At 64.6% G+C, this 22,419-nt stretch carries 24 protein-coding genes; 11 read left to right on the top strand and 13 right to left on the bottom strand.

What is annotated here, in order from left to right:
* Positions 1 to 53 precede the first annotated feature (53 nt).
* The 3 genes from recR to ACHFFA_RS05785 all read left to right on the top strand — a co-directional run bounded on the left by recR (position 54) and on the right by ACHFFA_RS05785 (position 2,832).
* On the top strand, positions 54 to 650 hold the full coding sequence (gene recR / locus ACHFFA_RS05795; RefSeq protein WP_394269896.1) for a recombination mediator RecR: 597 nt from the start codon (positions 54 to 56) through the stop codon (positions 648 to 650).
* Positions 651 to 713: 63 nt separating this feature from the next.
* On the top strand, positions 714 to 1,280 hold the full coding sequence (locus tag ACHFFA_RS05790; RefSeq protein WP_394269895.1) for a peptide deformylase: 567 nt from the start codon (positions 714 to 716) through the stop codon (positions 1,278 to 1,280).
* 94 nt (positions 1,281 to 1,374) lie between these two features.
* On the top strand, positions 1,375 to 2,832 hold the full coding sequence (locus ACHFFA_RS05785; RefSeq protein ID WP_394269894.1) for a DNA recombination protein RmuC: 1,458 nt from the start codon (positions 1,375 to 1,377) through the stop codon (positions 2,830 to 2,832).
* 75 nt (positions 2,833 to 2,907) lie between these two features.
* On the opposite strand, the gene ACHFFA_RS05780 is transcribed toward ACHFFA_RS05785, so the two are convergent.
* The 7 genes from ACHFFA_RS05780 to ACHFFA_RS05750 form a co-directional block, all read right to left on the bottom strand.
* A complete protein-coding gene (locus ACHFFA_RS05780; protein ID WP_394269893.1) occupies positions 2,908 to 3,720 on the bottom strand; it encodes a TrmH family RNA methyltransferase in 813 nt (270 codons plus the stop codon).
* A gap of 24 nt (positions 3,721 to 3,744) precedes the next feature.
* Entirely contained in the window at positions 3,745 to 4,023 is a 279-nt protein-coding gene (locus tag ACHFFA_RS05775) for an HPr family phosphocarrier protein (RefSeq protein WP_394269892.1), read from the bottom strand.
* Positions 4,020 to 4,445, bottom strand: coding sequence for a PTS sugar transporter subunit IIA (locus ACHFFA_RS05770; RefSeq protein WP_394269891.1), 426 nt, complete (start codon positions 4,443 to 4,445; stop codon positions 4,020 to 4,022). The genes ACHFFA_RS05775 and ACHFFA_RS05770 overlap by 4 nt, the downstream gene beginning before the upstream one ends.
* Before the next feature lie 67 nt (positions 4,446 to 4,512).
* Positions 4,513 to 5,415 (bottom strand): RNase adapter RapZ, encoded by a 903-nt coding sequence (rapZ, locus tag ACHFFA_RS05765; RefSeq protein ID WP_394269890.1) that lies wholly within the window; start codon positions 5,413 to 5,415, stop codon positions 4,513 to 4,515.
* Entirely contained in the window at positions 5,412 to 5,873 is a 462-nt protein-coding gene (locus tag ACHFFA_RS05760; protein WP_394269889.1) for an HPr kinase/phosphorylase, read from the bottom strand. Before ACHFFA_RS05760 ends, rapZ begins: the two co-directional genes overlap by 4 nt.
* Complete coding sequence (locus ACHFFA_RS05755; protein WP_394269888.1) at positions 5,870 to 7,438, bottom strand: stimulus-sensing domain-containing protein; 1,569 nt, start codon at positions 7,436 to 7,438, stop codon at positions 5,870 to 5,872. Before ACHFFA_RS05755 ends, ACHFFA_RS05760 begins: the two co-directional genes overlap by 4 nt.
* Positions 7,431 to 8,189: a response regulator gene (locus tag ACHFFA_RS05750; RefSeq protein ID WP_394269887.1), complete on the bottom strand. Its 759-nt coding sequence runs from the start codon at positions 8,187 to 8,189 to the stop codon at positions 7,431 to 7,433. Before ACHFFA_RS05750 ends, ACHFFA_RS05755 begins: the two co-directional genes overlap by 8 nt.
* Before the next feature lie 184 nt (positions 8,190 to 8,373).
* Here ACHFFA_RS05750 and ACHFFA_RS05745 point away from each other — a divergent pair, with 184 nt between their 5' ends.
* The 3 genes from ACHFFA_RS05745 to ACHFFA_RS05735 all read left to right on the top strand — a co-directional run bounded on the left by ACHFFA_RS05745 (position 8,374) and on the right by ACHFFA_RS05735 (position 10,971).
* A complete protein-coding gene (locus tag ACHFFA_RS05745; RefSeq protein WP_394269886.1) occupies positions 8,374 to 9,963 on the top strand; it encodes a phosphoenolpyruvate carboxykinase in 1,590 nt (529 codons plus the stop codon).
* 118 nt (positions 9,964 to 10,081) lie between these two features.
* A complete protein-coding gene (locus ACHFFA_RS05740; RefSeq protein ID WP_394269885.1) occupies positions 10,082 to 10,402 on the top strand; it encodes a hypothetical protein in 321 nt (106 codons plus the stop codon).
* A 14-nt stretch (positions 10,403 to 10,416) separates the two neighbouring features.
* The gene (locus ACHFFA_RS05735) at positions 10,417 to 10,971 is read left to right on the top strand and encodes a DUF937 domain-containing protein (RefSeq protein WP_394269884.1); all 555 of its coding nucleotides are present in this window, start codon (positions 10,417 to 10,419) and stop codon (positions 10,969 to 10,971) included.
* 26 nt (positions 10,972 to 10,997) lie between these two features.
* On the opposite strand, the gene ACHFFA_RS05730 is transcribed toward ACHFFA_RS05735, so the two are convergent.
* From ACHFFA_RS05730 to ACHFFA_RS05720, 3 genes are read right to left on the bottom strand one after another with little or no spacing between them, the layout of a single operon-like run.
* Complete coding sequence (locus tag ACHFFA_RS05730) at positions 10,998 to 12,557, bottom strand: tetratricopeptide repeat protein (RefSeq protein ID WP_394269883.1); 1,560 nt, start codon at positions 12,555 to 12,557, stop codon at positions 10,998 to 11,000.
* Positions 12,558 to 12,616: 59 nt separating this feature from the next.
* Positions 12,617 to 14,488, bottom strand: coding sequence for a DUF885 domain-containing protein (locus ACHFFA_RS05725; RefSeq protein WP_394269882.1), 1,872 nt, complete (start codon positions 14,486 to 14,488; stop codon positions 12,617 to 12,619).
* Positions 14,489 to 14,523: 35 nt separating this feature from the next.
* Entirely contained in the window at positions 14,524 to 14,985 is a 462-nt protein-coding gene (locus ACHFFA_RS05720) for a DUF3597 domain-containing protein (protein ID WP_394269881.1), read from the bottom strand.
* A 52-nt stretch (positions 14,986 to 15,037) separates the two neighbouring features.
* On the opposite strand from ACHFFA_RS05720, the gene ACHFFA_RS05715 reads away from it, so the two are divergent.
* On the top strand, positions 15,038 to 15,244 hold the full coding sequence (locus ACHFFA_RS05715) for a hypothetical protein (protein WP_394269880.1): 207 nt from the start codon (positions 15,038 to 15,040) through the stop codon (positions 15,242 to 15,244).
* A gap of 21 nt (positions 15,245 to 15,265) precedes the next feature.
* Here ACHFFA_RS05715 and ACHFFA_RS05710 read toward each other — a convergent pair whose 3' ends face one another.
* Entirely contained in the window at positions 15,266 to 15,955 is a 690-nt protein-coding gene (locus ACHFFA_RS05710) for an energy transducer TonB (RefSeq protein WP_394269879.1), read from the bottom strand.
* A 107-nt stretch (positions 15,956 to 16,062) separates the two neighbouring features.
* Positions 16,063 to 16,719 (bottom strand): alpha/beta hydrolase, encoded by a 657-nt coding sequence (locus tag ACHFFA_RS05705; protein ID WP_394269878.1) that lies wholly within the window; start codon positions 16,717 to 16,719, stop codon positions 16,063 to 16,065.
* Positions 16,720 to 16,775: 56 nt separating this feature from the next.
* Here ACHFFA_RS05705 and ACHFFA_RS05700 point away from each other — a divergent pair, with 56 nt between their 5' ends.
* The 3 genes from ACHFFA_RS05700 to ACHFFA_RS05690 are packed head-to-tail and all read left to right on the top strand — an operon-like array spanning position 16,776 to position 19,308.
* The gene (locus tag ACHFFA_RS05700) at positions 16,776 to 17,909 is read left to right on the top strand and encodes a cysteine desulfurase family protein (RefSeq protein ID WP_394269877.1); all 1,134 of its coding nucleotides are present in this window, start codon (positions 16,776 to 16,778) and stop codon (positions 17,907 to 17,909) included.
* A complete protein-coding gene (locus ACHFFA_RS05695) occupies positions 17,906 to 18,982 on the top strand; it encodes a cysteine desulfurase family protein (protein WP_394269876.1) in 1,077 nt (358 codons plus the stop codon). The genes ACHFFA_RS05700 and ACHFFA_RS05695 overlap by 4 nt, the downstream gene beginning before the upstream one ends.
* On the top strand, positions 18,979 to 19,308 hold the full coding sequence (locus ACHFFA_RS05690; RefSeq protein ID WP_394269875.1) for a 2Fe-2S iron-sulfur cluster-binding protein: 330 nt from the start codon (positions 18,979 to 18,981) through the stop codon (positions 19,306 to 19,308). Before ACHFFA_RS05695 ends, ACHFFA_RS05690 begins: the two co-directional genes overlap by 4 nt.
* 118 nt (positions 19,309 to 19,426) lie before the next feature.
* On the opposite strand, the gene ACHFFA_RS05685 is transcribed toward ACHFFA_RS05690, so the two are convergent.
* The gene (locus tag ACHFFA_RS05685; RefSeq protein ID WP_394269874.1) at positions 19,427 to 19,981 is read right to left on the bottom strand and encodes a type 1 glutamine amidotransferase domain-containing protein; all 555 of its coding nucleotides are present in this window, start codon (positions 19,979 to 19,981) and stop codon (positions 19,427 to 19,429) included.
* Between the two features lie 97 nt (positions 19,982 to 20,078).
* Between ACHFFA_RS05685 and parC the strand changes: the two genes are divergently transcribed.
* The gene (gene parC, locus ACHFFA_RS05680; protein WP_394269873.1) at positions 20,079 to 22,379 is read left to right on the top strand and encodes a DNA topoisomerase IV subunit A; all 2,301 of its coding nucleotides are present in this window, start codon (positions 20,079 to 20,081) and stop codon (positions 22,377 to 22,379) included.
* Positions 22,380 to 22,419: the final 40 nt, after the last annotated feature.

Raw genomic sequence — 22,419 nt, 5'->3', positions numbered from 1 at the left:
GACCGTACGCCCAAGCCTTTCGTGATTGCGCCGCGCGCCCTATCTGGCGGCTCATGGCATCGCAAGAGATCGAGACGCTGGCCGCCGCGCTCGCCCGGCTTCCCGGACTGGGGCCGCGCAGCGCGCGCCGCGCCGTCCTGTGGTTGGTCAAGCGCCGCGAAAGCGCGTTGCCGGCCCTGCTCGAGGCGCTGGCGACCGTGGGGGAGGCACTGGTCGAATGCGAAGCCTGCGGCAATGTCGATACCCGAAACCCGTGCGGCATCTGCGCCGATCCGCGCCGCGATCCCAAGGCATTGTGCGTGGTGGAGGATGTGGCGGATCTCTGGGCGCTCGACCGGGCTCGCCTGTTTACCGGGCGCTATCACGTGCTGGGCGGCAGGCTGTCGGCGCTGGACGGGGTCCGGCCCGAAGATCTCGCCATCGCCGTCCTGCTGGCGCGGGTGGAACAAGGTGAAATCGACGAGGTCGTGCTGGCCATGAATGCGACCCTCGAAGGGCAGACGACTGCGCATTATCTGGCCGAACGGCTGGAAGCCTTCCCGGTGCGGGTCACTCAGCTGGCTCATGGATTGCCGGTGGGCGGCGAACTCGACTATTTGGACGAGGGGACGCTGGCGCAGGCCCTGCGTGCCCGGCGCCCGGTCGCTTGACCGGTCGGCGCGCAAAGGCAAAGCTGATTGAAAACCGGGCGCCGCCGCCCTATCTCGCCGCCTATGGCTATTCGCGAGATTCTCGAAGTTCCCGATCCCCGGCTGAAGGTCGTGTCGGAACCCGTCACCGTCTTCGATGACGAGTTGAAGACGCTCGTCGAAGACATGTTCGAGACGATGTACGATGCCCCCGGCATCGGCCTCGCCGCGATCCAGATCGGCGTTCCCAAGCGGGTCCTGGTGATCGACCTGCAGCCGGAGGATACCGAAGCGGAAGGCGAGGTGTGCCATCACGACGGGCACGAACACATGCATTATCCGACCAAGCGGGAACCGCGGGTCTTCGTCAATCCCGTGATCCTCGACCCGTCGGACGAGCTTGAAACCTATCAGGAAGGCTGCCTCTCGGTTCCGGACATCTATGCCGATGTCGACCGCCCCGCGACCTGCCGGGTGCGCTATCAGGATCTCGACGGACAGACGCACGAAGAGGTCATGGACGGCCTCATGGCCACGTGCATCCAGCACGAAATGGACCACTTGGAAGGGATCCTGTTCATTGACCATTTGTCGCGTCTGAAGCGCAACATGGTCCTGAAGAAGCTTCAAAAACTGCGCGAAGCCGCCTGACGGGCCGGGAGGCGCAAGCCTGCCAGACCGAGACTGCCGGGGATAGCTCGCCGCAGGGCTTTGCCTTGTCCCGTGTTCCGAGTATGTTCCTGTCATGGACATTGCCGCGCTTCTCTTCGTCTTGATCGCCGTCATCATGGGCCTTGGCATCGGGTTTCTGCTGGGCAGCAGGCCTGTTGCCGACTGGAAGGCCCGCCACGCTGCCCGCGACGTCGAGGCGAAGGAGATCGAGGCGAAGTTTCTCCGCGCTTTCGCCGATCTCGAGGCAAGCCGCGAACGGGCCGGCCGCGTCGATGCCTTGACTGCAGAAATGGAAGACCTGCGAGCCCGGCACGAGACGGCCAGCGCGGACTTGCGCACGTCGAACACCGCTCTTGCGGCCGAACTCGCCGCGTTGAAAGAAAAGGCCGCAAATTTCGACGAACAGAAACGCTTGCTGATGGAAGCGCGCGAGGAATTGCTGCGCGAGTTCCAGAATACCGGCAGCGCGGTTCTCTCCAAGGCGCAGGACGATTTCCTCGCCCGCGCGACCGAGCGTTTCGGGCATTCCGAAAAGACCAGTGAGGCGAAGATACGCGAGCTGCTCCATCCCGTGGGAGAGCGGTTGAAACGCTACGAGGATCAGGTCGCCGCCCTGGAGGAAAAACGCACCAACGCCTTTTCCTCGCTCGCCGCGCAGATCGAACAGATGCGCCTGGGGCAGGAAGAGGTGCGCCGCGAGGCGCAGCGCCTCGGCAACAGCCTCACCAATGCGCCCAAGGCGCGGGGCCGGTGGGGCGAACGGGCCTTGCAGAACGTTCTCGAGCAATGCGGGCTATCGGAACATACCGATTTCATTCTCGAGCAATCGATCGAGACCGAGGATGGCCGCCTGCGCCCCGATGCCATCGTTCGCGTGCCCGGGCAGAAGCGCCTGGTGATAGACGCCAAAGTTTCGCTTAATGCCTATCAGGCTGCATTCGAGGCCGATGCCGAGGACGAGCGCGTGCGGCATCTCGATCTTCATGCCAAATCGATGCGCAACCACGTGCAAACGCTTGGCTCCAAATCCTACCAGAGCCAGTTCGACGATGCGCCGGACTATGTGGTGATGTTCGTGCCCGGCGAACATTTCGTCGCCGCCGCGCTCGAACATGATCCTGAATTGTGGGACTTCGCGTTTCGCAACAAGGTCTTGCTGGCTACCCCTACCAATCTAGTCGCCATCGCGCGCACGGTGGCCCAGGTCTGGCGGCAGGACACGATCGCCCGCGAGGCGGTGGAGATCGGCAAGGCCGGGGCAGAGCTTTACGACCGGCTGGCAGTCGCCGCAGAACACATGAAGCGCGTCGGCGGCGGGCTGGAAACCGCGGTCAACAACTACAACAAGTTCGTCGGCAGCTTCGAGCGCAACGTCCTGTCGGCCGGGCGGCGCTTGCACGACAAGGGTATCGAGATCGGCAAGCGCGAGATCGAAGAAGTGCCGATGGTAGAGGCAAGCCCGCGCTATACCGCGGCGGACCTGCCTGAGCCCCCGCGTCTGGCGGCGGTCGGGGATCATGACAACGACTGACCTTAAAGCCGGGCACGCAAGTCGAGGATGGGGTGTAGGTTCGTTGTGCCGCGGATCGACACGGTCGCTGGCGCGTCAGTTTCCGCCCGCTTCCACAGAGGCGAGGACTTCGTAGGCGAGGACCGCCCCGGCCACCGCGGCATTGAGGCTGTCCGCCCGTCCGCGCATCGGCAGCGTCACCCTTAAGTCGCAGGCGTTCTCATACGCCGCCGGCAGCCCTTGCGATTCGTTTCCGACGAGGATGAAGCATGGCGCGGCATAAGGCGCGTTGCGATAGGGCTGGGCATCGCGCAGCGACGCGGCGACCAATTGCCCCTCGCCGCGGCGCAGCCAGTCCAGAAACTCCGCCCAACCGGCCTGCGCCAACCGCACGGTAAAGATCGCGCCCATGCTTGCGCGCACCGCCTCGGCGGAGAAGGGGTCGGCGCAGTCGTCGATCAGTATCAGTCCGCCGGCGCCGACAGCGTCCGCCGTGCGCAGCATCGTGCCGAGATTGCCGGGATCGCGCAAATCCTGCGCCACCAGCCATAACTTGCCCGTGGTGCGGTCAACCGCTTCAAGTGCGGTGTCCAGTTCCGCGAACGCGCCGGCGACTGCCTGCGGATTGTCCTTGCCGGTGATCTTGGCGAGGATTTCCGGGGTCGTCTCGATGATGTCGCCACCCGCGGCATCGACGGCGCTTTCCAGCTCAATCAGCAGCGGATGCGGATCCCGGCGATCCGAAAGGACCAGTGTTCGCGGCAGATGTCCGCATCGGCGGGCATCGGTCAGCAGGCGCAACCCCTCGGCGAGGAACAAGCCCTCGCGCCGCCGGTGCTTCTTGTCCCGCAGGCTGCGCAGCGCCTTGACCGCAGGATTGGAAAAGCCGCTGATGTGGCGGCGGGTCATGCGGCGTGAGGGTGCGTGCCGGGATCAGCTTTCACCGAAGCCATCCTCGATCATCGCGGCCAGTTCCTCGATCACCGCCTCGCTGTTCTCGCCCGAAACGATCAGTTCGACGGTGTCGCCTCTGGCGGCGCCCAGCATCATCAGACCGAGGATCGAACCCCCTTCGGCGACATTGGCGTCCTTGGCGACCTTGACGCTGCATTGCGCCGGCAGCTTCGCCACGGCGCCGACGAACTCCGCGCTTGCCCGCGCGTGCAGGCCGCGCTGATTGACGATCGTGAGCGTGCGGCGCAATTCGTTCAAGGCGCGGACCTGGCGGTTTCGAGGTCATGGCCGAGGAATTCGCTCGCCACGGTGATGTAGTTGCGCCCGGCGGTCTGTGCGGCATGGACCGCATCGAGCACGTTCATCGATTTGCGCGCCCCGGCGAGGCGGATCAGCATCGGCAAGTTGATGCCGGCGATTACTTCGATCCGCCCGGTATCGAGCAGCGAAATCGCGAGGTTGGACGGCGTCCCGCCGAACAGATCGGTCAGAATGATCGCGCCTTCGCCCACGTCGACCGCCTTGATCGCATCGGCGATGTCCTGGCGGCGCCGTTCCATATCGTCGTTCGGACCGATGCAGATCGTCGCCACCCCTTCCTGGGGGCCGACGACGTGTTCCATTGCATCGATAAAGGTTTCCGCAAGCTTGCCGTGAGTGACAAGGATCATGCCGATCATGAGTGAATTCGTCCTTCGTTGCCCCTGAACAAGGGCCCCGGTCGTCGACCGCGAGAGTGGCGGAAAGTCATCGGCGTTCGAGCGGGTCGGCGGGCCGGCTTCCCAGGTTTCGGTGTTGTATGGTGGGCGAAAATCCGGCGCCGCGCAAGACCTCGGCGGCACGCTCGGCGCTGTAGACCGAGCGGTGTCTCCCCCCGGTACAGCCGAACGCGATGTTGAGATAGCTGCGCCCTTGTGCCCGGTATCGGGGCAGCAGGTCGAGCAGCAGATCCGTAATGCGTCCGAACGAAGGGGCGAACGCGGGGTCGCGCGCGATATGCTCCTCCACCGCCGGGTCGAGCCCGGTCTGTTCGCGCAGGCCCGGATACCAGTGGGGATTGTCGAGAAAGCGCATGTCGAACACCAGATCGGCCAGCGGCGGCATGCCGCGGGCAAAACCGAAACTGGTGATCGTGATGGTAAGCTCGTCGCCAGTTCGCCCGGCAAAGCGTTCGCGCATCGTCTGCTGAAGTTCGGCGACCGACAGGGCGGTCGTATCGATGATGGTATCGGCCCATCGGCGCAGCGGCGCCAGCATCTCGCGATCGGCGGCGATCCCTTCGGCAATCGGTCGCCCGCGTGCCATCGGGTGCGGCCGCCGGGTTTCGTTATACCGCCGCTCTATCTCGAGCGTGGAGGCGTCGAGGAACAGGGCCGCGACATCGATATTGCGCGCCTCGATATCGCGGGCGAGGGCGATGATCTTGTCCGGCTCGAACCCGCGGGTGCGCGTATCGAAGCCCACGGCAAGGCGGGTACCGTCGCCACTTCGGACCAGGCGCGCGAGCAGGCGAACCGGAAAGTTGTCGATGGTTTCCCAGCCGAGGTCTTCCAGCACCTGCAGCGCGGTCGACTTGCCGGCGCCGGAAAGCCCGGTCACCATCAGCAGGCTCTGATGGTCAGGCGAAGGGGGCGCGGCAGGGTCCGTCATCGTGTGCTGTCCGGGATCATCGGTTCCTGGGCGGATGGGCCTGCTCCGTAGATCTGCAACGCGTATTCGGCGCGCAAGGCCTGTACCGCATCACCGGGGGCAAAGGCGATACTCGGGACCGCCATTTCGCCGCCGTCATACGTGCCCGCAGCATCGATGAACCGCGGCGCATCGCCAGCGAGATGCAGGTGCAGCGCAGCCGGGGCGCTGGTACAGGGGAGTTCCACGAGCCCCACATTGCGCACTTCGATAAGGCCGCGGGTGGCAGGTACGGGCTCGGCCATCATGACGCCGCCGTACCGGGCCAGGATGATGCCGTCATCGCCGATAAGCACGGCCCCCCGGTCGATTAACGACAGCGCCAGCGAGGTCTTGCCGCTGCCGGGCGGGCCGCCGATCAGCAAGGCCCGGCCCCCGATCGCGACGGCGGTGAGGTTCGGGATCACGGTCGTCGTCATTGGGCGGCAGGCAAGGCAAGCGACAGACATGCCCCCGGCGTGCCATCGCCGCGGCCCCTGGCGGTCAACGTGCCTTCGTGGGCCTCGGCGATGGCGCGGGCGATGGCGAGGCCGAGGCCCGAATGGTTGCCGAAATCCTCTCCCTCGGGCCGGTCCGAATGAAACCGCAGGAAGACCTTCTCGCGCTTTTCGGGCGGGATGCCGGGTCCTTCGTCACATACCGAAAGGACGACCTGCGCTTCGCGTCGCTTCAGCGTGACGAGGATTTTTCCGGCAGCAGGGGAGAATGAGACCGCATTGTCGAGCAGGTTCTGAAGCACCCGTTCCAGCCGCATGCCCACGCCCATGACCATGTACGGCCCTGCAGGGTCCATCGCCAAAGATACCGTACGGCCATCGTTTTCCCCGCGCTCCTCCCGGCTGGCAATGACGTTGCGAACCAGCTGTTCCAGGTCCAGCCGCTCGAATTCCGATCGCGAGATTTCGGCATCGATGCGGCTGGCATCGGATATTTCCGTGACCAGCCGATCGATCCGGCGAACGTCATGGATCGCGATGTCGAGCAACTGCTCGCGCAAGGCGGGATCGCTGACCTTGCCGAGCGATTCCGTCGCGCTGCGCAGCGAGGCGAGCGGGTTCTTGATCTCGTGCGCGACATCGGCGGCGAAGCTTTCGACCGCATCGATCCGGTTGCGCAAAGCCGCCGTCATGTCGGAAACGGCGCGGGCCAGCATGCCGATCTCGTCGCGCCGTTCGGGAAGGCGCGGTACCTCGACCCGCCGCTCGCGCCCCTGGCGCACCCGCGCCGTCGCCTCGACCAGCTGGCGGAGCGGCCTGACGATCGTACGGGCGAGAAACAGCGACAGGAGGATCGATACCAACAGCGCCAGCAGCGCCACGAAGGCGACGGTGGTGCGGGCTGCCCGCACGCGTTGCGTAATGTCGACCGGATTGCGGGTTACCAGCAGGGTATCGCCATCTAGGCCGACCGGGGCGGCGGCGTTGATCACATGCGTGCCATCGGGCGCATCGCGTAGAACGATCTGAGTCAGGCTCTCTTCGCGCGCGCGCGTCAATTCGGGCCAGTCGGCGACATCGTCGGTTTCGGGCTCGACATAGTCGGGCAGCGCCGGCGCGCCGACGACCCGGTCGAACCATCGATCGAGCCGCAGAGCAAAGTCCGACTGGTCGACCTCGGCCCGGCGGGCCAGAGTGAAGCTCGGTGCCGCCAGTTCGAAACTGTCCGCCTCGAGCTTGCCGTCGGGCGAGTAGACCCGCAGCCGAAGGCGTTGTTCCTTGCCGATCTGGATCAGCAGCGCCTCCTGTCTTTGGGGGGTGGCCCCGGCAAGCGCCTCGGCGGTGATCTGCGCCTCGACCAGCGCCAGCTTGAAGCGTTCGCCGAGCAGCTGCTTGCGATAACTGTCGAGGTAGATGACCCCGCCGCCAAGCAACACCAGCGGCACGACATTGACCAGCAGGATTCGCCCGGTCAGCGACAGCCGGTTGGACCGCGGACGCCGGTCCGGCGCCGCGTCGGCTGGGGAAACGTCGGCGTCGTCAACCATCGGTAAAGCTGTAGCCGGCTCCGTAGAGGGTTTCGATGGCCGAGAAGGTCGGATCGACTGCCCGGAACTTGCGCCGCATCCGCTTGATATGGCTGTCAACCGTGCGATCGTCGACGAAGACATCGTCGGGGTAGGCGGCATCCATCAATTGATTGCGGCTCTTGATGACGCCGGGATGCATGGCCAGCGCCTCGAGCAGCAGGAACTCCGTCACCGTCAGGGAGATGGGGCGCCCCTCCCAGGTGACGTGATGGCGCGCCGGGTCCATCTGCAGCCGGCCGCGCTCGATCACTTCGCCGGAAATCTCGTCGTCCAGCGTCAGTTCGCCCGGACCCTGCGGCCGGCGCGCCGCGCTGCGCCGCAGGACCGCGCGGATCCGCGCGAGAAGAAGCCGCAGGCTGAAGGGCTTGGCGACGTAATCGTCCGCCCCCATTTCGAACCCGGCTTCCTCGTCCTCCTCGTCATCCTTGCTGGTAAGGAAGATCACCGGCAGGCTGGAATGCTCGCGAAACCTTCGCAGCAATTCCATCCCGTCCATCTTGGGCATCTTGATGTCGAAGATCGCCAGGTCGGGCGGATTTTGCAGCAGGGCGGTGAGAGCTGCTTCCCCATCCGAATAGACGCGGGTTGCGAATCCTTCCGCCTGCAGCGCGATCGACACGGTGGTCAGGATGTTGCGATCATCGTCGACCAGAGCGATGACGGTGCGGTCCTGCGAATGGGCGGCACTTTCGGGGGCGGCGGTATCCATCCCGTGCGCGGATAGCCGGTTACACGGGGCAAAACAATCGAGCCTGTCTCGCCGCGGGCGAGGCCGTTGCCGCGGTTTGACGGCGCCGACCGCCGGCGCTATCGGGAGACAAAGCCGTGCGCATTCGTATGCGCCATGTTGGCTGTCGCCAGTTCGTCCCCAAAACTCCACGCGGAGAATACAGTTGACCGTCCCTCTCTCCCATTCGCTGGCCGATCAGGGCATCTCCACCGGCGCGACCATTCATGCCAACCTTGGCTTCGAGGATCTGACGCAGGCCGCGCTGGCCAATGGCGAGGGGCGCCGCGCCAAGCATGGGCCGTTGGTGGTGGAAACCGGTCAGCACACCGGCCGCAGCGCAAAGGACAAGTTTATCGTCCGCGATGCCGGCACCGAAGACACGGTGTGGTGGGACAACAACGCCTCGATGACTTCAGCCCATTTCGACGCGCTCAAGGCGGACTTTCTTGCCGCACTTGGCCAGAAGACGGACCTTTACGTCGCCGATCTGTTCGGCGGGTCGCAGCCGGAATACCGGGTCAACGTTCGCGTCATCAACGAGCTGGCATGGCACAACCAGTTCATCCGCACGCTGCTGGTCCGGCCGACTGCGGACGAACTTGTCGGTTTCGTGCCCGAATACACGATCATCGACCTGCCGAGCTTCGTAGCGGACCCGGCGCGTCACGGCTGCCGCAGCGAGACGGTGATCGCCGTCAATCTCACTGAAAAGCTGATCCTGATCGGCGGCACCCGCTATGCCGGGGAGATGAAGAAGAGTGTCTTCGGCATTCTCAATTATCTGCTTCCCGCCCAGGGCGTGATGCCGATGCATTGTTCGGCCAATGTCGGCCCCGACGGGAAGAGCGCGGTGTTCTTCGGCCTGTCCGGTACCGGCAAGACCACGCTTTCGGCAGATGCGAGCCGCACGCTGATCGGCGATGACGAGCATGGCTGGTCGGATACCGCGGTCTTCAATTTCGAGGGCGGCTGCTATGCCAAGATGATCCGCCTCGATCCGGAAGCCGAGCCGGAAATCTTCGCCACCACGCGGATGAAGGACACGATCCTCGAAAACGTCGTGATGGACGAGAACGGCGAGATCGACCTCGATGACAGCAGCCTCGCGGAAAACACCCGCGGCGCCTATCCGCTGCACTCGATCCCCAATACCTCCAAGGAAAACATGGGGCCGCCGCCCTCCAACGTCATCATGCTGACGGCGGACGCGTTCGGCGTCCTCCCGCCGATCGCGCGGCTCACGCCGGATCAGGCGATGTATCACTTCCTCTCGGGGTACACTGCCAAGGTTGCGGGCACCGAAATCGGCGTGACCGAACCCCAGGCAACCTTCAGCACCTGTTTCGGTGCGCCGTTCATGCCGCGTCATCCCAGCGTCTACGGCAACCTTCTTAAGAAGCGCATCGCCGAAGGCGGGGCACAGTGCTGGCTGGTCAACACCGGGTGGACGGGCGGCAAATACGGCGTCGGCCACCGGATGCCGATTAAGGCCACCCGCGCGCTGCTCAATGCCGCGCTCGACGGTTCGCTCAACAGCGCCGAGTTCCGCAAGGATCCGCATTTCGGTTTCGAAGTTCCCGTCGCGGTGCAGGGGGTCGACAGCGCGATCCTCGACCCGCGCTCGACGTGGGCCGATGGAGAGGAATACGACGCGACCGCGCGCAAGCTGGTGACCCTGTTCACCGACAATTTCGAACTTTTTGCCCCGCATGTCGACCAGGGTGTGCGGGACGCGGCCCCCGAAGCCGCCTGAACTCGTCCGCCGCGGCGGACAACGAGCTGGAGAGGAGAGCCCCCGGCCGGGAAACCGGACCGGGGGCTTGTACGTTAGGAGACCGAACCCCTTCCAGCGAACAAGGAACCCTTCGGTCATGGCCATCTTCGACAAAATTCTCGGCGCGGCGCACAATCATCCGACGGTCAATAACCTGGCAGACAAGCTGGGAATTGATCCGGCCGATGCCGAACGTGCGATCGCGGCTCTTGGCGAAGCGCATAACCAGGACGGCGATACGGTCGATCTCGCCGCTGCCCGCACGGGAATGGATCGCGGCACGCTGAGCCAGATCGTCGAACATATCGGCGGCGAAAGCTCGCTTGCTCGTTTCTCGCAGATGCTCGATGCCGATCATGACGGCAATCCGCTCGACGATCTTGCTGACCACGCCAGCCGTCTTTTCGGCAAGAACTGATCGGGCGACGATCGATGAACCTCAGCCAGATACTCCAGCAAAGCGGCGTCATCGGTTCGATGGCGCGTGAACTCAATGTCGATGAAGGGACCGCACGTACCGCGGCTGGCGCCCTGCTTCCCGCGATCGTCGCCGGAATGGGCCGGCAGACCACCTCGGCGGCCGGCGGCGGTCTTGGCGGTCTCGGCAGCATTCTCGGCGGGGCGCTCGGTGGCGGAGCGGGCGGCGGCCTGCTCGATCAGGTGCTCGGACAGGGTCCGACACCGCCGCAGCCCGGCAACGACATCCTCGGGCAGATCTTCGGCAGCAAGGACGTGAGCCGCGGCGTCGCCGAAGAAGTCGCCGGTTCGACGGGCATTGCGCCCGACCTGCTCAAGAAGATGCTGCCGATCCTCGCGATGGCCGTCGTCGGCTACATGATGAACCAGAACCGCGGCGCGGGCACCGGTGCCGCCGGGGCGGGAGGCGGCCTCGGTGGCAGTCTGGGTGGCAACGCCGGTGGCGGAATGCTGGGTGGCGCGCTCGGCGGTATCCTCGGGCAGGTCGTCAGCGGTATGGCCCGGCGGTAAGAATGGCAGGGGACTGGGCCAAAAGCTCAGTCCTCTCCCTCCTTTTCCTCGTCGTCATCGGCTTCCTGCTGGTCTTCCCAGTCCAGCGATCTGCCCGGCGTCCACGACGTTCCTTCGGCGACCGTGGCCAGTTGCTCGTGATGACCACGCGCCGTTTCCGCCAGCTTCTTGTAATGCGGGTCCGCCATCAGCGGCTCGAGCTGCGTCCGCGCCAACGCGATCTTGCCTTCCTCCGCCAGCATCAGGGCCGTATTCAGTGTCAGCGCGCGATCGAACGGCGCGAGCTGCGATGCGCGTTCCAGCGCATGACGGGCAGTCTCGCTGGGCCTTACCCCTCGCTTGATTTGGCTGCGGTACAGATAGATCAGCGGCAAGGGATGGTCGGTTTCAAGCGCGTTGAGCGCCGAGAAGGGTGCCATCGCAGCGTTGTAGGCCGACGCCTTGTTGTCGGCATCCTCGGCCTTGCGGAACAGGGCAAACCCCTTCTGCACGAGGGCGTTCTTCTGACGAGGATCGAGCGCCAGTGCCTGATCGGCCGCCTGAATGGCCCGATCGTCGTTCCCGGCGTCGAACTCGGCTTCGGCAAGGGCGGCCAGAACACCGGGATCGCCCGGATAACGGGCCGCGAGCTCGCGCGCATCCTCGACCAGCTTGGCCGCTTCTTCCTTCGACACCCCGCGCTGTGAAACGATGCGCAAGTTCATCGCCGCCGCCTCGCCAGCCGGCAGGCGGCGCAAGGTGATGTTGTCGTCCCTTGTGGCATCGGGCTTGAGATCGAAGCCCAGCAGCCGACGTTTCTGGAGATAACGGCGCAAGTCGCGGTCGAGCTTGCGCAGATCGCCAAAAGCCTCCGTCCCGGCCTGTAGCGACGGGACCCCCGTGCGTACCTTTTCCCAATATTGCGCCAGTTGACCGCGGCGTTCCTCGGCAAAGGTCAGGTAATGGTACAGCAGCCAGCTACGCGCATAGAACTGGTCGTAGAGGATGCCGCGCTCTTTCTCGTAAATTTCCGGATCGAACAGAGCCTCGATGCTGACCCGCTCGGAATAGGCGAAGTCGTTCTTGCGGTGGAGGGCAGGGCGGCCGATCGAAACCGAGCCATCCTTGGCAAAGAACGCCGAGGCGAAGAACTCTGCCGCACCTTCGCTGAGCCAGGTCGGCATGGCGAAGCGTGAACCGGAGATCAGGAAATGGTGGGCGTATTCATGCAAAAGCACGGTGGTGCTGAAATGCGGGTAGCCCCCGCTGCCATCACGAATGTCCTGAACAAATGCGCGCGAGGCACCGGCACGCGGGATGTAGAAGCCCGCCACGCTCCTGCTGCCGGCAAGCTGGCGCATCTTGCTTTCGGAACCGACGACGAAGATCGTTACGCGGTTCGAATCGCTCGGCTTGGGAACGCTGCGCCGGGTGACGAATTCCATCGCCCAGTGAAACTTCTCGAGATTGCCGACGAACTCGCGGATATCGTCCTCTTTATCGTCGGCATAGACGACGAAATGATCGCTGGACGCCTCATACCAGTCCGCCTTGGCCGGCACGGCGACCATCGTCACAGCAAGCGCTGCCAGAATACCCTTGAACATGCGAACCCCCTTGTGCGTCTGGCGAGACTAAGCATTACCTTGAAAGAGTAAATGGCGTTTTAGGCGGCTGGTCGAACCGAACCCTGCCGGCCTGCAATGTGACGCGAAACGTTTTGCTCGAGCACGTCGAGCGGGACATTTCCGCCCAGAACCACCGCATCGTTGAACGCCGCGAAACTGTACTGCGAACCTAGCGCGGTCTCTGCGCGGGTGCGCTGGCGCCGAATTTCGCTATGGCCCAGCTTGTAGCCGCAGGCCTGCCCCGGCCAGCTGCAATAGCGGTCGACTTCGGAGACCACTTCTTCGTATTTCGAGCCGTTGCGTTCCACGAAGAATTGCCGCGCCTGTTCGCGGGTCCAGCGCTTGTGGTGCAAGCCGGTGTCGACCACCATCCGGCAGGCACGGAAAGCCAGGCTCTGCAGATACCCGAGCCGGCCGACCTTGAACTCGTCATAGGCACCCAGCTCGTCCGCGAGCTGTTCGGCATACAGCGCCCAGCCTTCGCTGAACGCATTGAAGGCGAGGATCGACCGGATCAGCGGCAGGCGGTTCGAATATTCGCCTTCCCACACATGGCCGGGAATGGTCTCGTGATAAGTGAGGTCGGCGAGGTCGTATTTCCGGTGCAGATCGGTTGTCCGCAGGTTGATCCACATGCGCCCGGGGATCGTGCCGTCCTTGCTGCCCGCACCGCCATAGGCACCCGGCGCGCCGGGTTCTTCGGCCAGGGGCAGGCGGCGCAATTCGAGATTCGGATCCATCAGCGTGTTGAACGCCCGCGGCATCTGCGCCGTGATCCAGGCGATCCGTTCGTTGATGAAAGCCATGATCTCTGCGCGGCCGGGATCGCCCTCGGCAAACATGTACCGGGGATCGCGGCTGAGCGCCTGCATCCGTTCGCCGACCGTCCCCGATATATAGCCGATCTCGCGCAGGATCGGGCCCATCCGCCGGTGCAGATCGTCGAGTTCCGCCAGCCCTTGGCGATGGACCGCTTCGGGATCGAGTTCGGTAGTCGTACTGGCCTTCAGTGCCCAGCGATACCATTCCTCTCCGCGAGGCTGCGCCCACAAGCCGGCATCGTTGCGAGCCACCGCCCTTGCGGTGCGGATTTCGGCAAGCTGGCGTCCCAATGCCGCGGCAATCGGACCCTCGACCAGCTGCTCGACCCCGCCGGCATAGCTTGCGGGCAATCCGGCGGCATCAAGCGCGGTCCGCATTTGCGCGGTGAACAGCGTGCCTTGCGCGGCTTCAGCCTGCGTGCGGGCGAGCTGCTTCTCCGCGGCATCGAGAAGGAAGTGGGGCGGCACCACACCCAGCGCGCGCGCGTCCTTCATGCGCTGCAATTCGCCATCCAGCACGGCGGGAAACTGGGCCAGCCGGGCGATGTAAGCGTCGGCATCGGAGGCATTGCGCACCGGGTGCACGCTGTCCATGAATCGCGGCATGTCGAGATAGCTGCCGACGTTCTGGATGACGACATAGGGGGCATTGCGCCAGCTTCCTACCGCGACGTCGCCATAGGGCAGGGCGAAACCTTCAAGTGCGGTATCGTAGGCGCTTTCGACCACCTCGAGGCTGGTCATTGTCTCGGGCGAAAGGCCTACCTTCGTCACCGCGCGGACGCGGGCAAGATCGTCCTTCAAAGTAGCGGCGTAGGCCTGCTGGCCCGCCGGCCCCTGATCTTCGAGCCGGGTACGCAGATAGGCATGGGCGCCGCTATCGACGCCAAGACCGGTCGCCCGTTCCGGCTCGTGCTCGAGAAGATTGTAGGCGACCTGTTCGAGCAACGTATCCGCATCGAGCGGACCGGCATCCGCCAAACCGGCGAAGCGCGCATTCGTTGCGCATCCGGTCAATGCCAGAAAAGCGGTGCCGCCAAGCCCTGCGAGGGCTTGGCGGCGGGTGAGTTCGCTGAAATGTGAAGCCATAAGGGGATGTTGCGGACCCCTTATGGCGGTGTCAATCAGTCGCGCAGGTCAGCCGGCACCTTTCCGCCGTTGGCGGCCAGTTCCTTCATGACCCGCTTATGCAGCCAGATATTGTCTTCGGCGCTGCCGCCATAATCGCTGCGGCCGAGTTCCTGCGCCAGTTCCTTGCGCGATGCAAAATCGGAATCGATCCCGACCAGCTTCATCAGATCGACGATCGAGGTGCGCCAGTTCAGATTGTCGGCACCGGGCATCGCGTCGAGGCTCTGCTCGACATCCACGACATCGACCGCCTTTTGCTCGACCACCGGGGCTGCGGCCCAGGCGTTGCCCGGTGCTGCCGGCGTGGCCGAAGGGGTCGCCTGCGGGGCAGTCTGCGCATGGGCCTTCTTGCCGAAGATCGCGTCTTTCAACTTGCCGAAGAGATTCATTGGGTCCTCCTTCTCGGCCGCCTCGATGAAATTGGCGGCGGGGTCGGCTATCAAACGGCAGGCCATGCGGCGCGTTCCGCCTTTTCTCCGCCGCGGCCGCTCTGTATGCCCGCGGGTGATGGATACTGTTCTTTCGCTGATGGTCCTCGCCGCTCTGGTACTGATCGTGGGGGCGCTGATGCTTTGGCAACGCACAGGCAACCGCAAACAGGCGCTGCTGATGCTGTTGCTGGCGGTGATCGCGCTGGTCAATGTGGGTATCTGGACGGTTCCGGATGCGTCCGGTGACGCCCCGCTCGACAAGGTCGAACAGGGCGCCAGCTGAACCTTTCCGGCGGCGCACCGCCTATTCCGGCAGCACCCAGCGGACCGCACCATCATAGGTCCCGGCAACCGGTTCGCCTTCTCGCCCGCGGGCCGGCTCGAACCGCGCCCGATTGCGCAGAAGGGAACAGGTGGCCCGGTCAAGCTCGTCATGCCCGGTGCTGCCCGTGACCCGGCAGCCGGTGATCGTACCACTAGGCGAGATATCCAGCCGGAAGCGGGCGGTGCCGGTCAACTCGCGATTGATCCACGAGGAACGGTAATCGTCGTCGCGAAGCCAGCGGGCGGGATCGTTGCGCGGTTTGGCACCTACCGGAGCGAACCCGGTCGCCGTTGCCGAGGGCAACGGGGCGGGCGGCGGCAGGGGGTCCGCCACCGGTCCGGGTTGGGGCAGGGGCGCCGGAGGGAGGATAAGGTTTGTGGTTGGTCCGGAAAGGGGCGTTGTCGCCAACTCCACCGCGGTCGGCGGAACATGGCGGGGTTGGCTCGTCTGCGGCTGCGTCTCGGAAGTCCGCGGCGTGGGCGTCGGTTCCGGCGGCGGCGGAGGTACGGGCGTCCTGAACTCGATAACCGGCAGGGTTTTCTCGTCTGCCTTGATCACGCCCGATACGGTCAACCCGGCGACCAGCGCCAGTCCGATCGCGGCATGAACCCCGATCACCGCCGCCAGCGAACCCGGCGAGGGACGCGATGTTTGCGTTACGTACGACATCAGCCGACTCCTCTCTGCTGTTATGTTGTATCGTGTATGATACAACATAACTAGCCATCGGCAAGCGTCTAGTGTTCGCGCTGCGGCGTCGGAGCCAGGCGTGAGGGTCAGGTTATCGGGCAGTCCGGCGAAAGGCGGAAATTGAGGTAATTGTCCACCGCCGCCATCAGCTCGGTCTGCTCGTTCTCGAAGAAGTGATTGGCGCGCGGAATTTCTTCATGGTGGATGGTGATGTGCTTTTGCGTGCGCAGCTTGTCGACCAGCTTCTGGACCGAATTGGGCTGCACCACGGTGTCCTGCGCGCCGTGAATGAAGATCCCGCTAGCCGGACATGGGGCCAGAAACGAGAAATCGTACATGCTCGCCGGTGCCCCGATCGACAGGAATCCGCGAATCTCGGGGCGCCGCATGAGGAGCTGCATGCCGATGAGGGCGCCGAAACTGACCCCGGCGACCCAGGTCACCTGTGCTTCGGGATGGATCTGCTGCACCCAGTCGAGCGCGCTTGCGGCATCCGACAATTCGCCGACGCCATTGTCGAAGCTGCCCTGGCTGCGGCCGACACCGCGGAAATTGAACCGCAAGGTCGCAAAGCCGCGATCGACGAAGTTCTTGTACAGCTTCTGCGTGATTTGCTCGTTCATCGTGCCCCCGCCCTGCGGATGCGGATGAAGGATCATCGCCACAGGCGCGCGCGGGCGTGGAGCGGGCGAGAAGCGGCCTTCGAGGCGACCTTCAGGGCCGGGAAAGATCACGGTCGGCATGGGGAAACACCCTGTCGGAAAAGTTGGAAACGCACCGCCCGAAGGGCTTGCGCGGAGTGGCGCGCTATATAGGGTTCCGCGCGAAAATCGCAATCGTTTCGAGCTTTGTCATCGTCGACCGCATCTACCTCGATCATGCTGCCACCTCGCCGCTGCGTCCCGAAGCACGGGCCGCGATGGAGGCCGGCTTCCGGCTATGGGCCAATCCGTCGAGCCCACATGCCGAAGGGCGCAAGGCGCGGGCGGCGCTGGAGGACGCACGGGACCGGGTGAAGGCCGCGCTCGGCTGGCCGGGAGAGGTGATCTTCACCAGCGGGGCGAGCGAGGCGGCGGCGCTGGGCCTGGCCCGCGCGAAAGGCGGCGCCCGGCTGGTCAGCATCGTCGAACATGATTGCATCCTGCAGGCCGCCCCCGACGCGGAACGCCTGTTCGTCGGTCATGACGGCGCGCTCGATCTCGATGCCTTGCCGCAAACCCTCGACCGTGAACGGCCGGTCGTGGCGGTGCAGCATCTCAATTCCGAAACCGGGGCCGTCCAGCCCCTGCATCTGATCGCATCCATCGTCGAGGAGGCGGGTGGGACGCTGCTTGCCGATTGCGCGCAAAGCGCCGGCAAGCTGGCCTTGCCGCCGTGCGACATCGCACTTGTATCGGCGCACAAGTTTGGCGGCCCGATCGGGATCGGCGCGCTGCTGGTGCGTGATTACGCGATGCTGGAGCCTGCCGGAGGTCAGGAACGGGGCTATCGCCGAGGCACGGAAAACCTGCCCGGCATACTGGGCATGGCGGCGGCGCTCGATAAGTGCGGCGACCCATATGTCCCCCATGACGTCCTCACGCCGTTCGACGAACTCGCCGAGGCCTGCCGTGCCGTGGGCGGGATGTGGTTGTCCGACCGGTTGGCTGCGCCGTCCCCCTATGTGAAGGCGCTGTCGATGCCGAACATGAGTGCCAGCGCCCAGGTCATGCGCTTCGATATGGCCGGTATCGCGGTCAGCCAGGGCAGCGCCTGTTCGAGCGGCAAGATGAAGACCAGCCGCGTCCTCGAAGCAATGCAAGTGCCGCCTGAAATTGCTGCGAACACCATCCGCGTCAGCATCGGGTGGAACACCACCCGCGCAGAGGTGGAGAGGTTCTGCGAGGTCTGGCTCGACCTTGCCGCGCGGCAACGTCCGGACGCGTCGCGATGATCTATCTCGACTATCAGGCAACCACCCCCTTGGCCCCCGAAGCGCGCGAGGCGATGCTGCAGTGGCTCGACGGGACGGACGGGGGCGGCTTCGGCAATCCACATTCGCCGCATCGGATGGGGCGGCAGGCGCGGGCTGCAATCGAGGTCGCACGGGATCAGGTGGCGGCGCTGTTTCCGCCGGGTGGAAGCATCGTCTTCACCGGCAGCGCGACCGAGGCGATCAACCTCGCAATCCGCGGCAGCGGGGCGGGCGGGACGGTCGCAGTATCTGCGATCGAACACGCCGCGGTGCTCGATACGGCCGGCGCGATCGGACCGTGCCATCGGCTGAAAGTCGACGGTAAGGGTGTCTGCGATCCCGACCAGGCCTTGCCCGCGGATACGCGGCTGATCTGCGTGATGCAGGTCAACAACGAGATCGGCACGATCCAGCCCGCCGGCCGGTGGCATGGGCGGGCGCAGGATGCAGGGGCCCTGTATCTCTGCGATGCGGTGCAGGCCTATGGCAAACTGCTGCTCGCCGACGCGGACCTTATCACGATCAGTGCCCACAAATTCCATGGTCCGAAAGGCGTCGGCGCCTTGTGGATCAGGGACGGCGTCAAACTGACGGCGCAGATGACCGGGGGTGGACAAGAGGCCGGCATCCGGTCGGGTACCCTCAGCCCGGCGCTTGTTGCAGGAATGGGCGCTGCGGCGGCCGTGGCGGCGCAGCGGATGGACGACGACCGTGCGCATGTCGAACGGCTGTGGAAGGCGGCGCGCCGCCTCATGGCGGATTGGGACCTGAACGGCAGCGAGATGGACCGCTGGCATGGCAATCTGAACCTGCGCCGTGAAGGGCTCGACGTGAACCGCCTTATGAACGATTGCCGGGAGGTGATGTTCTCTGCCGGCAGCGCCTGTGCCAGCGGCTCGGGCCGGACCAGCCATGTGCTGGCAGCCATCGGGCTCACCACGCGCGAGGCCAAGAACTCGATCCGTCTCGGCTTCGGCCGCTATACCACGATGGTACAGATCGAGGAGGCGGCCCGCCTGCTCAACGAAGGCGCGGAGGCGCAAGGGGTATGAGGCTGCATTTCACGACCGCGCGCGGCGACGAGGTCGAGGCCGAAGGAGAGCCGGGCGAGACCCTTCTTCGCGCCGGCCAGCGCGCCGGCATGGCTTTGGAAGGGACGTGCGAGGGGCAGATGGCCTGTTCCACCTGCCATGTGATCATCGCGCCGGAGTGGTTCGAACGTCTCCCCCCGGCAAGCGACGAGGAGGAAGACATGCTCGACCTTGCCGCCGGGGTGCGGAGGACCAGCCGGCTGTCCTGCCAGATCGTCCTTGGCGAGGAGCATGACGGGCTGGCTCTGACGATCCCCGCGGACAGCTACGACATGCGCGCGCGTTAGCTGTTCTCCAATTCGGTAAGACGTTGAAGAATAGCATATGCTCGACACAGCAGGTTGGTAGCAACAGCAAAAACCCCGCCGGTAAGGACGGGGTTTTTTCAGATATGTGAATGGGCGGTCAGGCGGTCGCCATTTCGCTCTTGTTCGCTTTCGCGCCGACCGCGTCGATCAGCGCCTTCGAAAAGGCGGGAATATCCTCGGGCTTGCGGCTGGTGATGAGATTGCCGTCCGCCACGACTTCCTGATCGACGACCTTGGCACCGGCATTTTCGAGATCGGTCCGGATCGAGGGCCAGCTGGTCACGGTCTTGCCCTGGATGAGGCCCGCTTCGGCCAATAGCCACGGAGCATGGCAGATCGCCGCAATCGGCTTGTTCGTCTTGGCGAACATCTTCACGATCTTCACCGCCTGATCGTTCATGCGCAAAATGTCAGGGTTCATCTGGCCGCCGGGCAGCAGCAACGCGTCATAGCCTTCGCAGCTGGCAATCTCGTCGACCGTCTTGTCGACTTTGACGCTGTCGCCCCAGTTCTTGTCCTTCCAGCCCTTGATCTCGCCTTTCTCAAGGCTGACGATCTCGGTCTGGATTCCGGCGTCCTCGAGGTTGGCCTTAGGCTTCATCAGTTCGGACTGTTCGAACCCGTCTGTCGCGAGGATGAGTACCTTGCTCATTGCTTTTCCTTCATATTGCATATGTCATTTCAATGGCTGGGGACGGGGGTGCGTTCCGCGTTGTTAGGTGGGGCGAGACAGTGATAGGGCGAGCCGCATGGCCACCAGCGAGACTACCCGGCGCGGCGGGAAAGACCCGTTCGATGCGATCGTCGATGCCCCGTTCGATTCCGCCCTTTCCGAACGCTATCTCGTTTATGCGCTCTCGACGATTACCGCCCGCTCGCTGCCTGATCTGCGCGATGGCCTGAAGCCGGTTCACCGGCGTCTGTTGTGGGCGATGCGCCAGCTGAAGCTCGATCCGTCCAGTGCGTTCAAGAAATCCGCCCGCGTCGTCGGGGACGTGATCGGCAAGTATCACCCGCACGGCGATGCATCGGTCTATGATGCGATGGTGCGCCTCGCGCAGGATTTCGCCCTGCGGTATCCCCTGGTCGAAGGGCAGGGCAACTTCGGCAACATCGATGGCGATAACGCGGCCGCCTATCGCTATACCGAGGCCCGGCTGACCCGCACGGCCCTGCGCCTGATGGAGGGGCTGGACGAGGGGACGGTGGATTTCATCCCCACCTACAACGGCGAGGAGCAGGAACCGGAGATTTTCCCGGGCCTGTTTCCGAACCTTCTGGCCAATGGCGCCAGCGGCATCGCCGTCGGCATGGCGACCAACATCCCTTCGCACAACGTCGCCGAGATCATCGATGCGGCGCTCGAAGTGATCGACAATCCGCACGTCGGCCACGAACGGCTGATGGAACTGTTCCATGGCCCCGACTTTGCGACCGGCGGCGTCGTGCCTGAAAGCGCCGCCACAATCTCGGCGGCCTATGAAAGCGGGCGCGGTTCGCTAAGAGTGCGGGGGCGGTTCTACGCCGCCGAAGCCGAAAGGGATGAAGATCGCGAGGCCGGCATCGAACGGCTTGGCGGCGGTCAATGGCAACTGGTCATCAGCGAAATCCCCTATCAGGTTCAGAAGGGCAAGCTGATCGAGCAGATTGCCCAGGCGATCGCCGATCGAAAATTGCCGATCCTCGAGGACATCCGCGACGAAAGCGAGGAGACGGTCAGGCTCATCCTCGTCCCGCGCAGCCGGAACGTCGATCCGGAACTGCTCAAACAGAGCCTCTACAAGCTGACCGATCTCGAAGTGCGGTTCGGGCTCAACCTTAACGTCCTCGACCATACGCGCACCCCGATGGTCATGGGCCTGAAGGAACTGCTGGACAACTGGATCGCCAGCCAGATCGAGATCCTCCAGCGTCGCAGCCGCTACCGGCTGGAACAGATCGCCCGGCGGCTGGAACTGGTCGAAGGCTATATCGTGGCCTTCCTCAATCTCGACCGGGTGATCGAGATCATCCGCACCGAGGACGAGCCCAAGCCGGTGATGATGGCCGAGTTCGGACTCACGGATCGCCAGACCGAGGCGATCCTGAACATGCGCCTGCGTTCGCTCCGCAAGCTCGAGGAAATGGAATTGCGGCAGGAACGCGATGCCCTGGCGAAAGAACAGGCAGAGCTGGAGAAGCTGCTCGGCTCGCCTGCCCGCCAGCGGACCAGACTGAAACGCGATCTGGCGACGATGCGACGCGATTACGGTCCCGATACGCCGCTTGGACGGCGGCGGACCACTATCGCGGAAGTCGCCCCGACGATCGAGTTCAGCATGGACGCCATGATCGAAAAGGAACCGGTGACGGTCATCCTGTCGCAAAAGGGGTGGATCAGGGGCGCACGCGGGCACCTGCCGCTCGATCAGGATTTCAAGTACAAGGAGGGCGACGGACCGGCCTTCGTGCTTCACGTCCAGACGACCGACAAGCTTCTGCTCGCAGCGGACAATGGCCGTTTCTATACCCTGGGGGCGGACCGCCTGCCGGGCGCGCGCGGGTTTGGCGAGCCGCTGCGCAACACCCTCGATATCGAGGCCAGCGCCAGCATCATCGCCGCGATCGTGCACCGCGAAGGGCAGCGGCTGCTGCTCGCGGCGGATACCGGGCGCGGGTTTGCAGCGAACACCGCCGACCTGCTCGCCGAAACACGCAAGGGACGCAACGTCGTGACCCTGCGCGACGGAGCGGCCCTGCGGGTAGCGCGGCCGATTGCCATGGGGCACGATCATGTCGCCGTGGTGGGGGACAATCGCAAGCTGGTCGTCTTCAACCTCGACGAACTGCCGGTCATGAGCCGGGGGCAGGGGGTCAAGCTGCAAAGCTATCGCGACGGCGGACTAGCCGATGCGACGACCTTCACACTGGACGAAGGCCTCAGCTGGCGGATGGGCGGCAAGGAAGGCCGCACCCGGACCGAACAGGAGATGTGGCAGTGGAAGGTGGCCCGCGGCGGGGCGGGGCGCCTGCCGCCGCAGGGCTTCCCGCGGGACAATCGCTTCAGCTGATCAGCGCAAGACACAAAGAGAAGGGGCCGGAAGCTGATGC

This window comes from Qipengyuania sp., assembly GCF_043423005.1.
Classification (GTDB): domain Bacteria; phylum Pseudomonadota; class Alphaproteobacteria; order Sphingomonadales; family Sphingomonadaceae; genus Qipengyuania.
This window is presented reverse-complemented; position numbering and strand designations above follow the sequence as displayed.

What these genes read in the sequence shown, in the direction of transcription:
- recR (WP_394269896.1), top strand. Translation starts at nt 54, where the DNA reads ATGGCATCGCAAGAGATCGAGACGCTGGCCGCCGCGCTCGCCCGGCTT.
- ACHFFA_RS05790 (WP_394269895.1), top strand. Translation starts at nt 714, where the DNA reads ATGGCTATTCGCGAGATTCTCGAAGTTCCCGATCCCCGGCTGAAGGTC.
- ACHFFA_RS05785 (WP_394269894.1), top strand. Translation starts at nt 1,375, where the DNA reads ATGGACATTGCCGCGCTTCTCTTCGTCTTGATCGCCGTCATCATGGGC.
- ACHFFA_RS05780 (WP_394269893.1), bottom strand. Translation starts at nt 3,720, where the DNA reads ATGACCCGCCGCCACATCAGCGGCTTTTCCAATCCTGCGGTCAAGGCG.
- ACHFFA_RS05770 (WP_394269891.1), bottom strand. Translation starts at nt 4,445, where the DNA reads ATGATCGGCATGATCCTTGTCACTCACGGCAAGCTTGCGGAAACCTTT.
- rapZ (WP_394269890.1), bottom strand. Translation starts at nt 5,415, where the DNA reads ATGACGGACCCTGCCGCGCCCCCTTCGCCTGACCATCAGAGCCTGCTG.
- ACHFFA_RS05760 (WP_394269889.1), bottom strand. Translation starts at nt 5,873, where the DNA reads ATGACGACGACCGTGATCCCGAACCTCACCGCCGTCGCGATCGGGGGC.
- ACHFFA_RS05755 (WP_394269888.1), bottom strand. Translation starts at nt 7,438, where the DNA reads ATGGTTGACGACGCCGACGTTTCCCCAGCCGACGCGGCGCCGGACCGG.
- ACHFFA_RS05750 (WP_394269887.1), bottom strand. Translation starts at nt 8,189, where the DNA reads ATGGATACCGCCGCCCCCGAAAGTGCCGCCCATTCGCAGGACCGCACC.
- ACHFFA_RS05740 (WP_394269885.1), top strand. Translation starts at nt 10,082, where the DNA reads ATGGCCATCTTCGACAAAATTCTCGGCGCGGCGCACAATCATCCGACG.
- ACHFFA_RS05735 (WP_394269884.1), top strand. Translation starts at nt 10,417, where the DNA reads ATGAACCTCAGCCAGATACTCCAGCAAAGCGGCGTCATCGGTTCGATG.
- ACHFFA_RS05730 (WP_394269883.1), bottom strand. Translation starts at nt 12,557, where the DNA reads ATGTTCAAGGGTATTCTGGCAGCGCTTGCTGTGACGATGGTCGCCGTG.
- ACHFFA_RS05725 (WP_394269882.1), bottom strand. Translation starts at nt 14,488, where the DNA reads ATGGCTTCACATTTCAGCGAACTCACCCGCCGCCAAGCCCTCGCAGGG.
- ACHFFA_RS05720 (WP_394269881.1), bottom strand. Translation starts at nt 14,985, where the DNA reads ATGGCCTGCCGTTTGATAGCCGACCCCGCCGCCAATTTCATCGAGGCG.
- ACHFFA_RS05715 (WP_394269880.1), top strand. Translation starts at nt 15,038, where the DNA reads ATGGATACTGTTCTTTCGCTGATGGTCCTCGCCGCTCTGGTACTGATC.
- ACHFFA_RS05710 (WP_394269879.1), bottom strand. Translation starts at nt 15,955, where the DNA reads ATGTCGTACGTAACGCAAACATCGCGTCCCTCGCCGGGTTCGCTGGCG.
- ACHFFA_RS05705 (WP_394269878.1), bottom strand. Translation starts at nt 16,719, where the DNA reads ATGCCGACCGTGATCTTTCCCGGCCCTGAAGGTCGCCTCGAAGGCCGC.
- ACHFFA_RS05695 (WP_394269876.1), top strand. Translation starts at nt 17,906, where the DNA reads ATGATCTATCTCGACTATCAGGCAACCACCCCCTTGGCCCCCGAAGCG.
- ACHFFA_RS05690 (WP_394269875.1), top strand. Translation starts at nt 18,979, where the DNA reads ATGAGGCTGCATTTCACGACCGCGCGCGGCGACGAGGTCGAGGCCGAA.
- ACHFFA_RS05685 (WP_394269874.1), bottom strand. Translation starts at nt 19,981, where the DNA reads ATGAGCAAGGTACTCATCCTCGCGACAGACGGGTTCGAACAGTCCGAA.
- parC (WP_394269873.1), top strand. Translation starts at nt 20,079, where the DNA reads ATGGCCACCAGCGAGACTACCCGGCGCGGCGGGAAAGACCCGTTCGAT.